The organism is Ralstonia sp. SA306 (assembly GCF_054792405.1).
On sequence record NZ_CP096452.1, the window covers coordinates 486,870 to 505,886 of the forward strand.

The following is a 19,017-nucleotide window of genomic DNA, read 5'->3' on the forward strand; positions in this document are numbered from 1 at the left end:
ACAAAGATGACAAGTTTGTCATCTTCGAGTCATGCCCGCGTGGTGCACCGCTCCCTAGACTGGCCCCACTGACATCGCCCCCTTTCCTGTTTGCTGATGTCAGGCCTTTTGAAGGAGATTCTCATGGCGATTCGATTCCAACGTGTGCTTCCCCTGGCTGCACTGGCCGCGATGCTGGCAACCGGCACGGCCGTGGCCGCGCAAGACAATCACGATGCCTGCTGCGCTCCGCAGATCAAATCGATGTCCGCACCGCTGGCCAAGGCCGGCGCGCGTGACCCGTACACCGATGGCGCCAAGTCCGGTACGCGTGACCCCTACACCGATGGCGGCAAAACCGGCGCCCGCGATCCTTACACGGACGGTGCAGCGCAAACGGTGCTCGATGCCCGCGTCGGCGCTCGCGACCCTTACACCGATGGGAGCCTGAGCAGCCCGCGCAGCCCGGATCCGTACACCGACGGCGCGATTGCGTAATGCCTCGCTTCCAGCGCGCCGGGGCGGCTCTCATCTGCCTTTTGGCTGCCCCGTTGGCCACCGCAGCGGTGACTGACCCCGTCGCTCCGGTGGCGCTTTCTATGCCCGGCGGGCCTGCGGCTGCGTCGTCCGAACGCGTGACGCTGCAGCAAGCCGTTGAACGCGCGGTGCAGTCGCATCCGGCGCTGGCCGCAGCGGGCTATGAAGTGGCCGCCAGTGAAGGGGCGCTCGATCAGGCCCGCCGGCTGCGCAATCCCGAAGCCGCCTTCACGACAGAAGACGTTCGCCGCGACCGCGCCACGATGACGGCACAACTGAATATCCCATTGGAACTGGGGGGCAAGCGTGGTGCACGCACGCGCGCTGCAGAAATCGCCCGAGACGCCACGGCGCAAGATGCCGCCGTGCTGCAGGCCGAGTTGCGTGCGGATGTTACGCGGGCCTTTTTCGACCTGGTGATTGCGCAGGAGCGCCTGGCGCTCGCGCAGGCGTCGGATGCGTTGGCCGCTCAGGCTGAATCCGCAGCCGCGCGGCGCGTGCAGGCGGGCAAGGTGTCGCCGGTGGAGCAGACCAAGGCTGGCGTGGCACGTGCCAGTGCTGCCATCGAACTGCGTGACGCGAAAGCTGAGTTGCTGGTCGCCCAGCGCGCATTGGCGGCCTTCTGGGGCATCGCTTCCATCGCGCCCGAAGCCGACGGTAGTGCGGAGACGTTGCCCGTCGTGCCGCCCGAAGCGCGGCAAGCCACTGGCACCCTGGAAAACACGCCCCGCGCCATCCGCGCCCGTCTGGAGATCGACCGCCGCCAGGCGCTCGCCAACTTGGAGCGCAGCAAGCGCGTGCCCGACGTGACGCTCACGGTGGGCGCCAAGCGCGACAGCGCCGCGAACAACAACATGGCGGTGCTCGGCATTGCCGTGCCTTTGCCGCTGTTCGACCGCAACCAGGGCAGCCAGCTCGAAGCACAGCGTTTGGCCGACAAGGCGTTTGAAGACTATCGCGCCCTGCAGCTTGAGCAGAACGCCACGCTCGCGCAGGACGTGGCGCGGCTCGACGCGGCCCGCGCCGCCGTGCAGTCGCTGCGGCAAGACGTGTTGCCCGGTGCGCAGCGCGCGTATGACGCCGCACGCATTGGCTTTGATGCCGGCAAATTCAATTTCCTCGATGTGCTGGACGCCCAGCGCACGCTGTTCCAGGCGCGCGCGCAATACCTGGCCGCGCTGTCCCGCGCGCATCAGGCGGCCGCCGGTATCGATCGCATCCTCGGCCGGTAGTGCGGCCTCTTTCTTTCTGCTGACATGACACTTCCACCGCAACAACGGCGCGCCATCGCGCTCATCGTCGTGCTTGGGGCGCTGGCCGCTGCCGGGCTGTGGTTCGGCATGGGTGCGCGCCAGGCTGCGACGTCTGAGGCCGAGGCGGCACCTGCACCGGCCGCCACCGAGCAGGCCGAGGCGTCCCACGCCGAAACGCTTGCCATGACGGCCGACGCCATCGCCAATGCAAAGATCGGCGTGGAAACCGCAGGTGCCGCCGAGCTGCGAACAGAGGTTGTCCTGCCCGGCGAAATTCGCCTGAACGAAGATCGCACCGCGCACGTGGTGCCGCGCGTGGCGGGCGTCGCCGAGAAGGTAGCGGTGGAGCTGGGCCAACCGGTGGCACGCGGCCAACTGCTGGCCGTGCTGTCCAGCCCCGCGCTGTCGGATCAACGCAGCGAACTACAGGCGGCCCAGCAACGCCTTGCACTCGCGCAGGAAACGCACGCGCGCGAAAAGCGCTTGTGGGAGCAAGGCATTGCCGCCGAACAGGATTACCAGCAGGCGCGTACATCGCTACAGGAAGCCCGCATTGCGGCGGACAACGCCCGCCAGAAGCTGACGGCCATTGGTGCCGCACCGGCGGGTTCAGCGTTGAATCGCTTCGAGCTGCGTGCGCCGTTTGATGGCGTGGTGGTCGCCAAGCATTTGTCGCAGGGCGAAGCGGTGCAGGCAGAAACGGCCGTCTTTACCGTGGCTGATCTGCGCACCGTGTGGGCGGATTTCTCCGTTACTGCCAAGGATCTGGAGGCGGTCACCGCCAACGCGTTGGCCACCGTGCGCGCCACGGCCACCAGCACCGCCGTGCAAGGCAAGGTCTCGTACGTTGGCGCATTGCTGGGCGAGCAGACGCGCACCGCGCCCGCCCGCGTGACGCTCGACAACCCCAAGCTGGCATGGCGCCCGGGCATGTTCGTCAACGTGTCGGTTGAATCGGGACGTGTGCAGGTGCCCGTGGCGGTGCGCGCCGATGCCGTGCAGACTGTGGATGACAAGCCATCGGTATTCGTGCCCGTGCCGACCGGCTTTGAAGTGCGTCCCGTCAAGACAGGCCGCACTGACGGTACCTGGACGGAAATCCTGGAGGGCCTGCCCGCCGGCACGCACTACGCCGCAGCCAACAGCTACGTGCTGAAGGCCGAAGCCGGCAAGTCCGCCGACCACGGCCACTAAAAGGAGGCGCCATGTTTGAACGCCTCTTGCGCACCGTCATCGCTCAGCGCTGGCTGGTGCTGCTGGCCGTGCTGGCCGCCGCCGCGTTCGGCGCGTACAGCTACACGCGCCTGTCCATCGATGCGGTGCCTGACATCACCAACGTGCAGGTGCAGATCAACACCCCGGCGCCCGGTTACTCGCCGTTGGAGACCGAGCAGCGCATCACCTATGCGCTGGAAACCGCCATGGCCGGCTTGCCGAAGCTGGAGCAGACGCGCTCGCTCTCGCGCTACGGCCTGTCGCAGGTGACGGTGATCTTCAAGGAAGGCACCGACATCTACTTCGCGCGCCAACTGGTGAGCGAGCGCCTGCAGGCTGCGAAGGAGCAGTTGCCCGATGGCATCTCGCCCAGCATGGGGCCCGTCTCCACTGGCCTGGGCGAAATCTACCTGTGGACGGTGGAGGCCGATGCCAACGCACGCAAGCCCGACGGCACTGTCTACACCCCCGCAGATTTGCGCGAGTTGCAGGACTGGGTGATTCGTCCGCAGATCCGCAACGTGCCGGGCGTGACGGAAGTGAACACCATCGGTGGCTTCGCAAAGGAATTCCTGGTGGCAACAAGCCCGGAACGCCTGGCTTCGTACAAGCTCACCTTGGCCGATGTGGTGGCCGCGCTTGAGCGCAACAATGCAAACATCGGCGCCGGTTATATCGAACGCAAGGGTGAGCAATACCTTGTGCGCGCGCCCGGGCAGTTGCGCGATGCGGCCGACATCGGCAACGTGGTGCTCGCCAGCCCCAACGGCACGCCGGTGCGCTTGCGTGACGTCGCCACCATCGAAAGCGGCAGTGAGCTGCGCACGGGCGCCGCCACCAGCAACGGGCGCGAGGTGGTGCTTGGCACGGCGTTTCTGTTGATGGGTGAGAACAGCCGCACCGTTTCGCAGGCCGTGGACAAGCGCATGCTGGAAATTCGCAAGACGCTGCCGGCGGGCGTTCGCGTGGAGTCTGTGTACGACCGTACGGTGCTCGTCGACAAGGCCATCGCCACGGTCAAGAAAAACCTGCTGGAAGGCGCCATTTTGGTGATGGCGGTGCTGTTCCTCTTCCTAGGCAACCTGCGTGCAGCCGTGTTGACGGCGTTGGTGATTCCGCTGTCGATGCTGATGACGTTCAGCGGCATGGTGTCGGCCAAGGTGAGCGCCAACCTGATGAGTCTTGGCGCGCTGGACTTCGGCATCATCGTTGACGGCGCCGTGGTGATCGTCGAGAACTGCGTGCGGCGCCTTGCGCATGCGCAGGAATCGCGCGGTCGGCCGCTCACGCGCGCCGAGCGTTTCGAAGAGGTGTTTGAAGCGGCCCGCGAGGCACGCCGCCCACTGCTGTATGGCCAGCTCATCATCATGGTGGTTTACCTGCCGATCTTTGCGCTCTCGGGTGTAGAGGGCAAGATGTTCCACCCGATGGCGATCACGGTGGTGCTGGCCTTGGCGGCGGCCATGATCCTCTCCATCACGTTTGTGCCGGCGGCCGTGGCCTTGTTCATTGGCGAGCGCGTGGCCGAGAAAGAGAACCGCCTGATGGGCTGGGCGCGCCGCATGTACGCGCCGTTGCTCGAACGCGTCTTGGCCGCGCCGGCCGTGGTTTTGACGTTTGCAGCGGTGGCCGTATCGGTCTCGCTGGTGGCTGCCACCCGCCTGGGCGCGGAGTTCGTCCCCAACCTGAACGAGGGCGATTTTTCCATTCAGGCGATGCGCGTGCCGGGCACGGGCCTCGCGCAATCGCTGGACATGCAGATGCAGATCGAGCGCGCGCTCAAGGCGAAGTTTCCCGAGATCGAGCGTGTCTTCGCGCGCACCGGAACGGCGGAAGTCGCGACCGACGTGATGCCGCCCAGCATCTCCGACGGCTACATCATGCTCAAGCCCGAGCGTGACTGGCCCGCCGGCCCCGATGGCAAACGCCGCAACCGTGACCAATTGCTGGCCGACATTCGTGCCACGGTGGAAGCACTGCCCGGCAATGCATACGAGTTCTCGCAGCCGATTCAGTTGCGCTTCAACGAACTGATCTCCGGCGTTCGCAGCGATGTGGCGGTCAAGCTCTTCGGCGACGACATGGGCGTGCTGGAAGCGCAGGCCAGGATGATTGCAGCGCAGCTCGGCAAGCTGACAGGCGCAACGGAGGTGAAGATCGAACAGACCGGCGGACTGCCTTTCCTGAACGTCGACATCGATCGTGACAAGGCTGCACGCTACGGCCTCTCCATCGGGGCGATTCAGGACACGGTGTCCGCGGCCATCGGCGGCAAGGATGCGGGCACGGTATTCCAGGGCGACCGTCGTTTCGGCATTGTCGTGCGCCTGCCGGAAACCTCACGCAGCGACCCCGCTGCGCTGGGCCGCTTGCCGTTGGCGTTGCCGAACGGTCAGGGCTACGTGCCGCTGTCGGATGTCGCTACGCTCAATGAAGTCACGGGCCCCAACCAGGTCAGCCGCGAAGATGGCAAGCGCCGCATCGTCGTCAGTGCCAATGTGCGCGGGCGCGACATTGCCTCCTTCGTTGAAGAAGCGCAGGCAGTGCTCGATGCGCAGGTGCGTCTGCCGGCCGGTTACTGGATGGCGTGGGGCGGGCAGTTCGAGCAGTTGCAGTCGGCTACCGAGCGTCTGCAGATCGTGGTGCCGCTGGCGCTGGCCATGGTGCTCACGCTGCTGTTCATGATGTTCGGCAACCTGAAGGATGGTTTGCTCGTGTTCTCGGGCATTCCGTTCGCACTGTCGGGCGGGATTCTGGCGCTGGCGCTGCGCGGCATTCCGCTGTCGATTTCAGCGGCGGTGGGTTTCATTGCGCTGTCGGGCGTGGCGGTGCTCAACGGGCTGGTGATGCTGAGCTTTATCCGCAGCCTGCGCGAGAGTGGCCAGTCGGTCGACGAGGCGGTGCGTGAGGGTGCGCTCACACGCTTGCGCCCCGTGCTGATGACGGCGCTGGTGGCGTCGCTCGGTTTCGTGCCGATGGCGCTGGCAACCGGCACGGGCGCGGAGGTGCAGCGTCCGCTGGCGACGGTGGTGATCGGGGGGATTCTGTCGTCGACGGCGCTGACGCTGCTGGTGCTGCCGGTGCTGTACCGGCTGGCCTATCGGCGGGAGGATGGGCGAGAAGGCGCCACGGCGCAGGCAGATTCGGCAGTGCCGTCCGCTGCGCCGTGACGGCGGCGCTTATTCCGCTTGCAGTGCGGCGATGATCTTTTCGGCGTGGGCCTTGAGCTTGTCGCTCTCGGCCTGCACGCGGGCGTGCGGTTGCAGCGGGGTATCGCTGTAGCGCGGCAGCACGTGAAAGTGCACGTGCGGCACCGTCTGCCCGGCAGCGCTGCCATTGAGCTGGAAGACCGCGATACCCGGCGGCGTAAACGCAGCACGCACGGCGCGCGCCAGCTTGCGCGTGGTGCGGATGGCGGCCGACGCGGCATCGTCCGACAGGTCGAACAGCTCGGCCGCGCCTTCCTTGGGCAGCACGAGCACGTGACCGTCGGCTTGCGGCATGATGTCCATGAAAGCGATGGTGTGGTCGTCTTCGTACACCTTGATGCAAGGCAGTTCGCCGCGCAGGATCTTGGCGAAGATGTTCTGGTCGTCGTAAGTCGCGTCAGGCATGGGTGTCTCCAGTAAGCGGGAAATGCACGGGAAAGCGCTGCGCGAAAGTATATAGGCGACCGGCGGCGACGCGCGTGGCGCAGGTTTGGCACAGATCAAGCCGGCCTGTCGTCAACCGACAGCGGCGCAGCCACGTGTTCTAGCGGCTTGCGTTCGGCAGCCGTCCCCCAGCAAGCCTGCACAGCGGCCGCAAGCAGCATCAGCACCGCGCCGAACGCGTAGCCACCGAACACGGCACCGCGCGAGTGCGTATCGATCAGCCAGCCGAACAGCGCAGGCCCGGCCACGCCGCCAAGCCCCGTGCCCACGGCATAGAACAGCGCGATGGCCAGCGCGCGCACCTCCAGCGGAAAGGTTTCGCTCACCGTCAGGTACGCCGAGCTGGCGGCGGCCGACGCAAAGAAGAACACCACGGTCCACGCGATGGTCTGTGTAGTGCCATCCAGCACACCCGCCTTGAACAGCGCGCCACTGACTAGCAAGAGCACCCCGCTGATGGCGTAGGTCGCGGCAATCATCGTGCGCCGGCCGACCACGTCAAACAGCCGCCCAAGCAGCAGCGGCCCAAGAAAATTGCCCAGCGCGAACGGCAGCAGGTATGTGCCGACCTTCGTTGCGGGCACGTCATAGAAATCCGTCAGCACCAGCGCGTAGGTGAAGAAAATCGCGTTGTAGAAAAACGCCTGCGCCGCCATCAGCGCGAGGCCCACCAGCGCGCGTTGCCGGTGCTGCACGAACAGCACGCGTGCGACTTCCATCAAACGTGGATGGCCGCGGCGGCGCATGCGCAATGCGGGCAGCGGAGCGGTATCGAAGCGATGGCCGCGTGTGGCGATTTCGCTTTCGATGTTCTGCACGATGGTCTGCGCTTCTTCGTGCCGGCCGCGCGTGATGAGCCAGCGTGGGCTTTCCGGAATCCAGAAACGCATCACCAGAATGATGAGCCCCAGCAGGGCGCCGATGAAGAAGCACAGCCGCCAGCCGGTATCGATGCTCATGTGCGCTGGGTCCAGCAGCCACAACGATGCACCTGCGCCCAACGCGGCACCGATCCAGAACGTGCCGTTGATGGCGAGGTCGGTCCAGCCGCGCACGCGTGCCGGCGTCAGTTCCTGAATGGTCGAGTTGATGGCCGCGTATTCGCCACCGATGCCTGCACCTGTGAGCACGCGAAACACGACGAGGCTGGCGAAGCTCCACGAAAATGCCGTGGCCAGCGTGGCCAGGATGTAGACGCCCAACGTGATGAAGAACAGCTTGCGGCGGCCCAGTCGATCCGTCATCCAGCCGAACAGCAGTGCGCCGAACACCGCACCGACCAGGTAGGCGCTGCTGGCAATGCCTACCTGCGCGTTGGTGAGATGCAGCGTGGGGCTTTGCTTGAGCGCGCCGGCCACGGCGCCGGCCAGCGTCACCTCCAGGCCGTCGAGCAACCATGTAATGCCCAGCGCAATGACCACGCGCGTGTGAAAGCGGCTCCACGGCAGGCGATCGAGCCGGCCGGGCAGGTCGGATGTATGAAAGGCTGGCGATTCGGGCATCGCGGCGCACTCAAAGTCGAATGCGCTCGATGCAGCACGAATTATTCCCGCGACGGCGCCGCCGAACCTTCAGACGGTGCGCCCGCGAGCAGTGTGTCTTCAAAGAAGCGGCGGCGCGCGTCCTTGTCGGGTTTGCTGCCCTGGTGCCAGAGCGTGGCCTCCGATAGCTGGTAGGCGTACAGCATGAAGGCGCGCGTCTTGGCATCCTTGCGCGCAAAGCCGATCGCCTGGAAATGCTGGACGTAATAGTCCATACGATGCTCGTCGACGGCTTCGACGGCTTCTTGCGCCATCGGGTCGCGCCTCGCCCAGGCACGGATAGCAAATTCGATCATGGCCGTGCGGCGGGCGCTGCGTCCGCGAAACGGCAGCGCGAGCAGATCGCGCACGAGCCCCTGCACCGACGGATTTTGCCGCTCCAGCTTGGGACCCACGCGCGTGCGCTCGCTCCAGTCCTGCAATACCTGGTGCAGCAGGTCGTCGCGGTTCTTGAAGTGCCAGTAGAAGCTGCCGCGCGTAACGTCCAACTGCTTGGCGAGCACGTCCACGCGCACGGCATCAATGCTCTTTGTCACGAGCAGATCGGTGGCGGCGCGCACCCAGTCGTCAGGCGTGAGCTGTGCACGCGGCGCGGCGGGGGAGGCGGAATCGGCATCGACTGCGACGGCTTCGTCGTGTTCGTCGATCTGCGGGGATGACTTTGGCATGAAGGCGGATTCTAGCCCCGCTGACGAGGCTGTCCAGCGCTTAAATCGTGCTGAGGCCCCCAGGTTTGCGCGGGTTGACACGGCAACAAACGCACTCCTACCATGCACATACGTTTGTGTATGGAAGGATCGAGCTACCGTAAGCCTTGGTTTGCGGTTTAGTGCAAGAACCATGCTCGACGATGCCTTCTGCACGGCGTCAAACGATAAGACATCAGGAGACATTTGCATGAAGGCATTCCGACTCGCGCTGTGCGCGGCGGCAGCAGTTGGCACATTCGCGGGCGCATTTTGCCCGAGCACCGTCCACGCCGAGACCGTCAAGATCGCGTGGATCGATCCGCTATCCGGGCTGATGGGGGCGCTTGGCCAGAACCAGCTGCGCAGCTGGCAATACGCGGCCGATCTGGCCAACCAGCAGAACTGGAGCGGCAACGGCACCAAGTTTGAAGTCGTCGGCTTTGACAACAAGGTGTCGCCGCAAGAAAGCCTGACGATCCTCAAGCAGATCACCGACCAGGGCATCCGCTACGTCGCGCAGGGCGACGGCTCCAGCGTGGGCATGGCGCTGCAGGACGCCATCGCCAAGTACAACGACCGCAACCCGGGCAAAGAGATCATCTATCTCAACTACGCTGCGGTCGATCCGGACATGACGAACAACAAGTGCAACTACTGGCACTTCCGTCTGGACGCCAACTCCGACATGAAGATGGAGGCCCTGACGAGCTATCTCGCCAAGGACCAGAACATCAAGAAGGTCTATCTTCTGAACCAGAACTACTCGTTCGGCCACCAGGTGGCGCGCGCGGCCAAGGAATATCTCAAGCGCAAGCGTCCGGATATCCAGGTGGTGGGTGAAGATCTGCACCCGCTCGCGCAGGTGAAGGACTTCTCGCCGTATGTCGCGAAGATTCGTGCTTCCGGCGCCGATACGGTCATCACCGGCAACTGGGGGAGCGATCTGGCACTGCTGATCCGCGCATCGAAGGATGCGGGGCTGACCACCAATTTCTATACGTACTATGCAGGCACCACCGGTGTGCCCACGGCGATGGGGGCCTCCGGCGCAGACCGCGTGAAGGTCATCAGCTACTTCGCGCCGAACGACGGCAACCCGAAGACGAGCGCCGTGCTCGACGGCTTCAAGAAGAAGTACAACGACGACTTCTTCAACGCCGATGTCTACACCGGCATCGCCTTCCTGGCCAAGGCCATCAAGACCAGCGGTTCAGCCGAGCCTGCCAAGGTGGCCAAGGTGATGGAAGGCATGACGGTCGATGGCCTCAATGGCCCGATCGAAATGCGCAAGACCGACCACCAGGCGCAGCAGACGCTGTACGTGACCACCTGGGTGAAGGCCGACGGCAAAAAGATCAAGTACGACCAGGAAAACACCGGCTATGGCTGGCGTACCGACGTCACGCTGGAGCCGCACCTTGCGGCCCAGCCGACGTCGTGCCAGATGAAGCGTCCGGCGTCGTAACCGCGTGATGGTGGTGTTCCCGGCCTAGACCGGGGACACCACCCCCGTGCCCGCCAGGTGCCCACGGGCGTTCTCTAGAAAGCGATCCACCGTGGCCTGCACCGATTCCGGCGACCAGCCGGCAATGTGCGGCGTCAGCACGACCTGCTCTAGATCCAGCAGCCCGGCCGGCGGCTTGGGCTCGCTCTCATACACATCCAGCCCCGCGCCCCCCAGCTTGCCTGAGCGGATGGCCGCTTCCAGCGCCGCCGTATCCACCACGCTGCCGCGCGCGATGTTGACCACGTAGCCGTTCGGGCCCAGCGCTTCCAGGATCGTCTGGTTGACGAGGTGCTTGGTCTGCGCGCCGCCCGGCGTGGCAACGATCAGAAAGTCGGCCCACTCGGCCATGTCCTTGAGCGCGTCGAAGTAGCGGTACGACACCCCGTCGCGTGGCTTGCGGTTGTGATAACCGATCTGCATGTCGAAGCCCGCAGCACGGCGTGCGATCTGCAGCCCGATGGTGCCCAGACCAACGATGCCCAGGCGCTTGCCGCAAACACCCGGTTGCAGCGGAATGTCGTCGCGCCAGACGCCGTTGCGTGTGGATCGATCCAGCTTGGGAATCCCTCGCACGGTGGCCAGCAGCAAGCCAAAGGCGTGGTCGGCCACGCAGGCGTCGTTGGTGCCGGCGCCGTTGGCAACCGCTACGCCACGGGCGCGGGCGGCCTCCACATCGATGTTCTCGTAGCCAGCGCCCAGCGCGCAGGCCAGTTCCAGCTTGGGCATCGCGGCAATTTCCGCTCCGGTCAGGCCCGTCGAGCCATTGGTCAGCACGATGCGAACTGCTTGCCCGTCGCGCGCGATGGCGGCATCGCGTTCGGCGCGGGTCGGTGCATGGATGACGTGAAAATGTTCAGCGATCTGCGCCACGTTATCGGGCGTCATCGCAATGAGGAGCAGCAGGGTCGGTTGCATGGTCAGGAGAGGAGGCGGGCCGCATGAATGGGGCAAGGCCCCGTCGGCAAGGAGGTGCGTCGCACGGCGCTTGACGATGATAACGTGCGCCCCGCCGCCTTGCTGAAAGCCACGGCCGTCATGCGGTTACACCCCGTTACCGATGAGCGGGTTTGGTTGCACGGGTTTGTAGGGCTGCGGCATAGACTTTGCGGCAAGAGGCGCATGGCCGCAGGCCGCAGAGCAGACTGCTGGTCCGGCCCAGACGCCTTGTTCACAAGACGGGATTGATCATGCAAGCAACGAACAAGTCGGACCGTGCAGGGCGCGTAGCGCGTTGGGTGACAGTGGCCACATTGGCTGCCGTGGCAGCGGGGCTGACAGGCTGCGTGACGGCGCCGGCGTACCCCGGTTATGGCGCGGGCTATGGCGCGGGTTATGCCGCGGGCAGCAATGCTTACGGCAACAGCACCGGCCCGACCACCTACAGCAGCGGCTATGCCAGCGGGTACGACAACACGTATAACAACGGCTACGGCAGCTATGATCCGAACGCGCCGCAGCCCTATCCGCAGCAGCCGGCGCCGACCTATTCGCAGCCACAGCCGACTTACTCGCAACCGAACTATTCGCCGTATCCGAACAACGGCGATCAGTCTTATCAAGCGCCCGCGGATAACCGTTACGGCGTTGTTGAATACGTCGAAGCGGTGCCCGTGCGCGGCCAGTCGAGCGGCGTAGGTGCGGTACTCGGCGGTGTGGTGGGCGGCTTGCTTGGTCACCAGGTTGGTGGCGGCCGCGGCAACACCGTGGCCACCATCGGCGGCGCGGTGGCGGGCGCCATGGCGGGCAACGCCGTGGAAGGCAATACGGTGGTCGGCCAGACTTATCGCGTGACCATGCGGCTGAACGACAACTCGCGCGTGACGCTCACGCAAAACAACCCGAACGGATTGCGCGTGGGTGATCGCGCCCGCATCGAAAACAACATGGCAGTGCCTTACTAGCCACATCCTGCATGGGGCCGCCCGCGTGGGCTTCAGAAACGGAGCGGGTCGGCCGATATAGCGGAGGCAATAACCCGCCGTGACTGCCATGCTCAATCGACTTTCCATCCGTTTCCGACTCAACGCAGCGCTGGCGCTGCTCGCTTTGCTGCTGGCGATTACCGGCACCATTGGCGTGATCGGGATGCGCGCCTCCGACGCGAATATCAATGAGGTCTACACCAATCAGCTCGCTTCGGCGTCGCTGATGGGCAAGGCGCAGCTGAATGCAGCGATCGTGCGTACGACGCTTGATCGGGCGGTCTTCCATCCGGATGCGGCCGACGTGCCGGCCATCATCGAAAAGGCCAACGCTTACCGCGCCAAGTCTGAGGGGGCGTGGAAGCAATACAAGGCGCTGCCCATGAACGCGGAGGAAGCACGCCTGGCCGCCGACGTTGAAGCCAAGCGCACAGCGTTGTTCCGCGATGGCGTCGAACCGCTGATGAGCGCCCTGCGCGCGCACGATACCGCCGCCGCAGATAAAGTGGTCATGACCATCATCCCGCCGCAGTTCGTGGCACTGTCTGCTGCGGTGGACGCACTGGATCGCAGCCAGGCCGAGCAGGCCAAGACCGCCTACGAAGGCGCGGTCGCCCGCTCGCACGCGTTTCTGATGCTGATCGTTGGCGCCATCGTGGTGGGCATTGCTGCGGCACTGGGCTGCGCATTCGGTCTGCACCGCGCGATTTCGGTGCCGCTGTCGAAGATGCTGGGCCACTTCAGCGCGATCTCGAACGGCAACCTGACCGAGCGCATTACCGTCAGCAGTAAGGACGAAATGGGCGCGCTCACGCAAGGTCTCATCGACATGCAGCACGGGCTGATCCGTACCATCGTGACGATGCGCGGCGGCAGCGAATCCATCGCCAGCGCCACCAAGCAGATTGCGGCCGGCAACATGGATCTGTCGCAACGCACGGAAGAACAGGCCTCGTCGCTGGAAGAAACCGCGTCGAGCATGGAAGAGCTGACCAGCATCGTGCGCCAGAACGCCGATAACGCACGACAGGCCAGCCAGCTTGCGGGCAACGCGTCGGACATCGCCGTCAAGGGCGGTGAGGTGGTGGGCCGCGTGATCGAGACGATGTCGGGCATCAACGACAGCAGCAAGAAGATCGCCGACATCATCGGCGTGATTGAAGGCATTGCGTTTCAGACCAACATCCTCGCGTTGAATGCGGCGGTGGAAGCCGCTCGCGCAGGCGAACAGGGGCGCGGTTTTGCGGTGGTGGCGGGTGAGGTGCGCAGCCTGGCGCAGCGCTCGGCCACGGCGGCCAAGGAGATCAAGGAGTTGATCAGCGATTCGGTTGGCCGCGTTGAGAACGGCTCGACGCTGGTGACCGAAGCTGGCGCGGTGATTGACGAAGTGGTTGTGGCAGTCAAGCGCGTGACCGACATCATGGGCGAAATCAGTTCCGCATCGGACGAACAAAGCGCCGGTATCGAGCAAGTCAACCAGGCCGTCACACAGATGGACGAAGTGACCCAGCAGAACGCCGCGCTGGTGGAAGAGGCAGCGGCTGCTGCGCAATCGCTGGAAGAGCAGGCCGGCGTGCTGCGTGAAGCGGTGGCGTCGTTCCGCTTGCCGGCGGCCGGTGCTCACGCTGAGCCCGTGATGGCGCCCGTGGCCGCAAAGGCGGCGCCCGCTGCGTCGGCTACATCGGCCGCATTGACCGTTTCCAGCCCGGTCGCTAAACCGGTTGCACGCAGACCTGCCGTGGCGACGGCGCGTGCGGCCGGCAAGCGCCCCGCTGCGCCGGTCAAGTCGGCCGCTGTGCCAGTTCAAAGCGCGAAGGTAGCGCCTGCCGTGGCAGCCGAGCCCAAACCTGGCAAGCTTGCCTTGGCTGCGGCCTCCAGCGATGCCGACGACTGGGAACAGTTCTGACGCACAAGCCGACACACTCCTCCCAACAAGCCGCGCCCTGAGCGCGGCTTTGTGTTTCAGCGCTGTAACCGATTTGCTGGATTGCTTGGGCCGATGTTGTCAGCCCGGGCTGCGATTCGCGCAGCAACGTCGCGCGCGCGTGGCAAGACAACCCGGCCGGTACGCCTGCGGCCTGCCGTTCGTCATGCCGATCCTTTGCGCATAAGGCTTCGCGACCCGCCCCATGTTGCGCACCGCCGCGCATGGGGCAACATCCCACCGTGCCTGTCAGACGGGCTGCCTGCTCGCCTAACCCAAACACCCTGCACTTGACCGTTCAACGCCTCCGTCATTCGTAGGGAGGCCTTGTACGCTGCCCGGACGACTGTCCCACCCCATCGGATGGCGTTGCATGCCGTGGCGTTGATATTGCTCCCCCCACCGCCCGCGTCTTGCGTTCACCCATGCAACAACCCGGCGCACCCGGCACGTGTCTGAAGGCGTATGTGGTGCGTTGCACCGCATAACCGCGCGCCTCGGCGGGCGTTGGTATGGTCCTCGCGTTCCTCCTCGCGGGAAGCAGGCTAGAGGGCGACGCATCCACCCGATCGACAGCAGGTAAGCGGGACGGATGCCACGGCGCAACGCGGTTGCGCCGGACGTCGAAGAAGACCTTTGGGGGAAGCATGAGTGCCACAGCGCAAGGCGGGGGGTACGCCGGACACTGGCGACGCGCCCGTAGGGTGGGAGCAGGGGAGCAGCCATGAGCGATCTGCCATGGGAGCTTTACCTGGCATTGCTCAATACCTTGACGGTGGCGACCACGCTCGTCATCTTCATCAGCACCGCCGACGATTTCTTCCTGGATGCCTTCTACTGGGTGCGGGAGCTGTGGCTCTGGCCGCAGCGCGGGCGCACGCCGGTCACGATCTCGGCGCAATCGCTGCGCGAGCGCGAAGAGCAGTGGCTCGCCATCATGGTGCCGGCGTGGAAGGAGTACGACGTCATCGCCAAGATGGTCGAGAACACTCTGGCGACGATGGAGTACACGCGCTTCATCATCTTTGCCGGCGCGTACCGCAACGATGCGGAGACCACCACCGAAGTCGAGCGCATGGTGCGCCGCTATCCCGGCCGCGTGGTGCGCGCAGCCGTCACGCACGATGGCCCGACGTGCAAGGCCGACTGCCTGAACACCATCATCCAGACCATCATCCGGCACGAGGCAGGCCACGGCATCCGCTTTGCGGGCGTGATCATGCATGACTGTGAAGACGTGATCCACCCGCTGGAGCTGAAGTACTTCAACTACTTCATCCGCGATCAGGATCTCGTGCAGTTGCCGGTGCTATCGCTTGAGCGCAAGTGGTACGAGTGGGTGGCCGGTACGTACATGGATGACTTTTCCGAGACGCACCAGAAAGACCTGGTGGCGCGCCAGGCACTGACCGGCACGGTGCCTGGGGCCGGTGTTGCGCTGTGCTACAGCCGCCGCGCGATCGAAGCGGTGATGAAGGTGCGCGGCGATTCTCCGTTCAACACCAGCACGCTCACCGAAGACTACGACTTCAGTTTCCGACTGCGGGAACTCGGCATGCGTGAAGCATTCGTGCATTTCCCGATCTGCGAGAACGCAGAACCGGCTGAAGACGCCCAGGGCAAGACGCGCACACGCTGGCGCTTTGGGCGGCGCAAGGGCGCACGCCCGCAACTGCTGGCCACGCGCGAGTACTTTCCGAGCACGTTCCGCACGGCGTACCGCCAGCGCGCGCGCTGGGTGCTCGGCATTGCGTTTCAGGGTTGGTTGCAGATGGGCTGGAACGGCAACCTCATCACCCGCTACATGTTCTTCCGGGACCGCAAGGGCGTGCTGACGGCGCTGTTCTCGATCCTGGCCTACGTGCTGTCGCTGAACTATCTGGCGCTGGCAGCGTTGATGTCAAAAGGCTTGGTCACCATTCCGGACGGCACTTTCGTGGTCGGCAGCATCTGGATGCAGGATCTGCTGGCTGTGAATGCAGCGCTGCTCGTCAATCGGCTGGCGCAGCGCGTGTACTTTGTCGGGCGGCTCAACGGCGCGCTGCAAGGCGTGCTGTGTTTGCCCAGGCTGGTGGTGAACAACTTCATCAACTTTTTCTCGGTATGCCGCGCGTGGAAGATCTTCCTGATCTACTGCCTGACCGGCAAGCCTATCGCCTGGGACAAGACGCAGCACACCTATCTGTCGAACGACGCACTGGGCCGTACGCGCTGCAAGCTGGGCGAGACGCTCATCAAGTGGGAAGTGCTCACGCAGGAGCAGTTGGATGCCGCACTCGCCATCCAGCGCCAAACCGGACGCCGGCTTGGGCAAGTGCTGATCGAGCAGGGCCTGGTGACGCCCGACACGCTGGCCGATGCACTGGCCGAGCAGGTCGACCTGCCGCGCGTGAGCCTGACCAACGTCGTGCTCGGTGCGCTTGCCGATTGCCTGCCGCGTGACTTGGCAGTACGGCATCACGTGGTGCCGTTCTCGATTGGCGAAGACGGCTCGCTCAACATCGCCGTGTCGGAGTTGCCCGACGGCGCAGTGCTGGAAGAGCTGGCCCATGCGGCCGGCCGCAAGGTCGCGTGCTTCATGGCGTGCGATCACGAAATGTCGGCCGAGCTGGCGCAGATGGCCGACCCCAACCGCCGTACCACGGTCGTGTTTGGCCCGGCGGCGCATTCGGCCATGCTGGCCGTCGAATCCATGACGGGCGCCGGCCCAGGTGTTGCAGCCGGCACGGCACCCGCACCCGAGGCTTCCACCATCCCCCCGATTCCTGTGCCGCCGGACCTGCCCCCTGGGCCAGACCCGCGGCCGAACCCATCTGTTGCGGGAGGTGTGGCATGACACACGAGAGAGTCAACCGTTTAACCGTGCGCCATCTGCGCTGGCCGATTGCTGCGGCAGTGTGGGCGTTGTGTCATGGCGTATCACTGGCAGAGCAACCTGCGCCGTTGCAGCCCGATGCCTACTTTCGCGCCGATCGCGCTTATCACGCCATCGATGGCAACAAGCTCGACGATGCCGAAGCCGCCACGCGTGCGGCATTGGCCGTGCAGCCTGACAGCCTGCAACTGAACCTGCTGCTGCTGGATGTGCTCACCCGCAAGGGCCAGTTGGATGCGGCACGCGCGCAGGCCGATGCGTTGCTGCAGAAGTATCCCGACGAGCCACGCGTGTACGCCCAGCACGGGTTCCTGGCGCAGAAGGCCAACGACCCCGCCGTCGCTGAACGAGACTTTGCGCGCGCCGTGCAAGGCACCGACTGGACCGCGCAGGAGCAGCGCAACCTGCATCTGGCCTGGTCGGACAGCGCGTATTCCGCCAAGCATCCGCAGGCTGCCCTCGATGCGCTCAGCGGCATGAAGGACGTCCCCGATGCCGACGTGCAAGTGCGTCTCGCGCAGTCACGCCTGCAATTGGGCGACCGGGATGGCGCAACCCAGGCTGCCACGCTGGCCGCCGAACACGCTACGGACCCGGCGCGCCAGCGCTACGCCAAGGCGCTGCTCGCCCAGGCAATGGCGCCCGAAGCGCAGGGCGACGCCACGTCCGCCAATGATCCGCGCGTGATCGGCCAGCGTGAGTTGAACGAGGCTTACAGCCATCTGCGTGCGCGTGACGACCGCGCTGCATTGGCAGCGTTCCAGCGCGGCTTCGCCACGGGCGAGGGTAACTGGACCCACTACGCCGATGCCGCCTACGCAGCAAAGCGGCTGGGCGACAACCCGACTGCCATCAAGCTCTTCCGAGAGAGCCTCGACCATGCCGACGCCGATGCCAAGAGCGACCGCGGTGGCAATGGAGACGACCGCCTTCCACCGGATCGCCGCTTCGGCTACCGGCGTGAAGTCGAGCAGATGCAGCGCACGTTCGGCATGGTTCTCTCTGGCGCGTATCAAACGTCTGCATTCGGTTTGCCCAACACGGTCAGCGCGGGGCAGGCTGGCGCAGAGGTGTACTGGCAACCGCCCGGTATCGGCTACCGCGACGGCAGCATCTTCCAGCTCTTCGTACGCGGCTACGACAGCGTGTACGACCGCAACGGCAACACGGGTCTGCCGACCGCGCAGGGCTCGGTGGGCGCACGCTACAAGCCGATCAAGGACATCAACCTGGTGTTCACCGCCGAGCGTCTCTTCCGCATCGGGCAACTGACCACCAACGATACTTTGCTGCGCATCGGCTTCTCGACCGACCAGGGGCTCGACCTGCAGGTCACCAAGCCGCGCTGGCAGACGTGGCAGGTGTTTGGCGAGGGCGCGTACTTCCTCAACCAGGGCCGCATGATCGTCAGCACGGAAATGCGCTACGGACACACGTGGTTACTTAACTCGATCAGCGATCGCCTGACGGTCTATCCGCATATCGTGCTGGCGGGCGATCACGACAACAAGGCGATCGATCAGCGGCTCGCACTGGGTGTCGGCCCAGGCATCAACTTCCGCTACTGGTTTCGCGAGTCGCACTACGCAGCGCCGGCCAGTTGGCTGGATTTGACCGTGCAATACCGCTTGCCATTGACGCACGCGGATCGAGCAAAGGGGGTGGTCGCGCGAGCCATTCTTTGGTTCTAAGTCAGTCCTGGATTCAAGCAGACCCCAGTCAGAGGTGTCGCAGATGAAACGTTTTTGACCGCCGAGGGAAACGGGTAACAAAGAGGAGTTGCAGCGGCATCCGAAGGATGGCGTCGCAGCGCCATGGCGAGTCAAAGCGGGACAGTTGGCACGGCCTTCGCTCAATGGCGAAGTCTGCGCCGACGTCAGAAGCGACACGTTCGTCGTCGCGCTTTTGCATGCGCCGATGCA

At 64.9% G+C, this 19,017-nt stretch carries 13 protein-coding genes; 9 read left to right on the forward strand and 4 right to left on the reverse strand.

The window, feature by feature from the left end:
- Positions 1 to 123 precede the first annotated feature (123 nt).
- From M1D44_RS18840 to M1D44_RS18855, 4 genes are read left to right on the forward strand one after another with little or no spacing between them, the layout of a single operon-like run.
- Complete coding sequence (locus tag M1D44_RS18840) at positions 124 to 477, forward strand: hypothetical protein (RefSeq protein ID WP_024977662.1); 354 nt, start codon at positions 124 to 126, stop codon at positions 475 to 477.
- Positions 477 to 1,748 carry a TolC family protein gene (locus M1D44_RS18845; protein WP_428984661.1) on the forward strand — a complete coding sequence of 424 codons (1,272 nt, stop codon included), beginning with the start codon at positions 477 to 479 and terminating at the stop codon, positions 1,746 to 1,748. Before M1D44_RS18840 ends, M1D44_RS18845 begins: the two co-directional genes overlap by 1 nt.
- 24 nt (positions 1,749 to 1,772) lie before the next feature.
- Positions 1,773 to 2,963, forward strand: a complete 1,191-nt coding sequence (locus tag M1D44_RS18850) for an efflux RND transporter periplasmic adaptor subunit (RefSeq protein WP_316853611.1) — start codon at positions 1,773 to 1,775, stop codon at positions 2,961 to 2,963.
- Positions 2,964 to 2,974: 11 nt separating this feature from the next.
- The gene (locus M1D44_RS18855; protein ID WP_316853612.1) at positions 2,975 to 6,154 is read left to right on the forward strand and encodes an efflux RND transporter permease subunit; all 3,180 of its coding nucleotides are present in this window, start codon (positions 2,975 to 2,977) and stop codon (positions 6,152 to 6,154) included.
- A 9-nt stretch (positions 6,155 to 6,163) separates the two neighbouring features.
- Here M1D44_RS18855 and M1D44_RS18860 read toward each other — a convergent pair whose 3' ends face one another.
- From M1D44_RS18860 to M1D44_RS18870, 3 genes are all read right to left on the reverse strand, one after another.
- A complete protein-coding gene (locus M1D44_RS18860; protein ID WP_316853613.1) occupies positions 6,164 to 6,598 on the reverse strand; it encodes an HIT family protein in 435 nt (144 codons plus the stop codon).
- Positions 6,599 to 6,693: 95 nt separating this feature from the next.
- Positions 6,694 to 8,139 carry an MFS transporter gene (locus M1D44_RS18865; RefSeq protein WP_024977667.1) on the reverse strand — a complete coding sequence of 482 codons (1,446 nt, stop codon included), beginning with the start codon at positions 8,137 to 8,139 and terminating at the stop codon, positions 6,694 to 6,696.
- A 41-nt stretch (positions 8,140 to 8,180) separates the two neighbouring features.
- Entirely contained in the window at positions 8,181 to 8,846 is a 666-nt protein-coding gene (locus tag M1D44_RS18870; RefSeq protein ID WP_316853614.1) for a TetR/AcrR family transcriptional regulator, read from the reverse strand.
- Between the two features lie 229 nt (positions 8,847 to 9,075).
- On the opposite strand from M1D44_RS18870, the gene M1D44_RS18875 reads away from it, so the two are divergent.
- Positions 9,076 to 10,332 carry a branched-chain amino acid ABC transporter substrate-binding protein gene (locus M1D44_RS18875; protein WP_024977669.1) on the forward strand — a complete coding sequence of 419 codons (1,257 nt, stop codon included), beginning with the start codon at positions 9,076 to 9,078 and terminating at the stop codon, positions 10,330 to 10,332.
- Positions 10,333 to 10,356: 24 nt separating this feature from the next.
- Here the strand turns inward: M1D44_RS18875 and M1D44_RS18880 are convergent, their stop codons facing one another.
- On the reverse strand, positions 10,357 to 11,289 hold the full coding sequence (locus M1D44_RS18880) for a 2-hydroxyacid dehydrogenase (protein ID WP_024977670.1): 933 nt from the start codon (positions 11,287 to 11,289) through the stop codon (positions 10,357 to 10,359).
- Between the two features lie 272 nt (positions 11,290 to 11,561).
- Here M1D44_RS18880 and M1D44_RS18885 point away from each other — a divergent pair, with 272 nt between their 5' ends.
- From M1D44_RS18885 to M1D44_RS18900, 4 genes are all read left to right on the forward strand, one after another.
- On the forward strand, positions 11,562 to 12,275 hold the full coding sequence (locus M1D44_RS18885) for a glycine zipper 2TM domain-containing protein (protein WP_024977671.1): 714 nt from the start codon (positions 11,562 to 11,564) through the stop codon (positions 12,273 to 12,275).
- 88 nt (positions 12,276 to 12,363) lie between these two features.
- A complete protein-coding gene (locus M1D44_RS18890; protein WP_316853615.1) occupies positions 12,364 to 14,202 on the forward strand; it encodes a methyl-accepting chemotaxis protein in 1,839 nt (612 codons plus the stop codon).
- A gap of 742 nt (positions 14,203 to 14,944) precedes the next feature.
- Positions 14,945 to 17,056, forward strand: coding sequence for a glycosyl transferase family protein (locus tag M1D44_RS18895; protein ID WP_316853616.1), 2,112 nt, complete (start codon positions 14,945 to 14,947; stop codon positions 17,054 to 17,056).
- On the forward strand, positions 17,053 to 18,786 hold the full coding sequence (locus tag M1D44_RS18900; RefSeq protein ID WP_316853617.1) for an NfrA family protein: 1,734 nt from the start codon (positions 17,053 to 17,055) through the stop codon (positions 18,784 to 18,786). Before M1D44_RS18895 ends, M1D44_RS18900 begins: the two co-directional genes overlap by 4 nt.
- The last annotated feature ends 231 nt before the right edge of the window (positions 18,787 to 19,017 follow it).

Excerpts from the sequence above, each read along its gene's own strand:
- M1D44_RS18840 (WP_024977662.1), top strand. The coding sequence starts at position 124 with ATGGCGATTCGATTCCAACGTGTGCTTCCCCTGGCTGCACTGGCCGCG.
- M1D44_RS18845 (WP_428984661.1), top strand. The coding sequence starts at position 477 with ATGCCTCGCTTCCAGCGCGCCGGGGCGGCTCTCATCTGCCTTTTGGCT.
- M1D44_RS18850 (WP_316853611.1), top strand. The coding sequence starts at position 1,773 with ATGACACTTCCACCGCAACAACGGCGCGCCATCGCGCTCATCGTCGTG.
- M1D44_RS18855 (WP_316853612.1), top strand. The coding sequence starts at position 2,975 with ATGTTTGAACGCCTCTTGCGCACCGTCATCGCTCAGCGCTGGCTGGTG.
- M1D44_RS18860 (WP_316853613.1), bottom strand. The coding sequence starts at position 6,598 with ATGCCTGACGCGACTTACGACGACCAGAACATCTTCGCCAAGATCCTG.
- M1D44_RS18865 (WP_024977667.1), bottom strand. The coding sequence starts at position 8,139 with ATGCCCGAATCGCCAGCCTTTCATACATCCGACCTGCCCGGCCGGCTC.
- M1D44_RS18870 (WP_316853614.1), bottom strand. The coding sequence starts at position 8,846 with ATGCCAAAGTCATCCCCGCAGATCGACGAACACGACGAAGCCGTCGCA.
- M1D44_RS18875 (WP_024977669.1), top strand. The coding sequence starts at position 9,076 with ATGAAGGCATTCCGACTCGCGCTGTGCGCGGCGGCAGCAGTTGGCACA.
- M1D44_RS18880 (WP_024977670.1), bottom strand. The coding sequence starts at position 11,289 with ATGCAACCGACCCTGCTGCTCCTCATTGCGATGACGCCCGATAACGTG.
- M1D44_RS18885 (WP_024977671.1), top strand. The coding sequence starts at position 11,562 with ATGCAAGCAACGAACAAGTCGGACCGTGCAGGGCGCGTAGCGCGTTGG.
- M1D44_RS18890 (WP_316853615.1), top strand. The coding sequence starts at position 12,364 with ATGCTCAATCGACTTTCCATCCGTTTCCGACTCAACGCAGCGCTGGCG.
- M1D44_RS18895 (WP_316853616.1), top strand. The coding sequence starts at position 14,945 with ATGAGCGATCTGCCATGGGAGCTTTACCTGGCATTGCTCAATACCTTG.
- M1D44_RS18900 (WP_316853617.1), top strand. The coding sequence starts at position 17,053 with ATGACACACGAGAGAGTCAACCGTTTAACCGTGCGCCATCTGCGCTGG.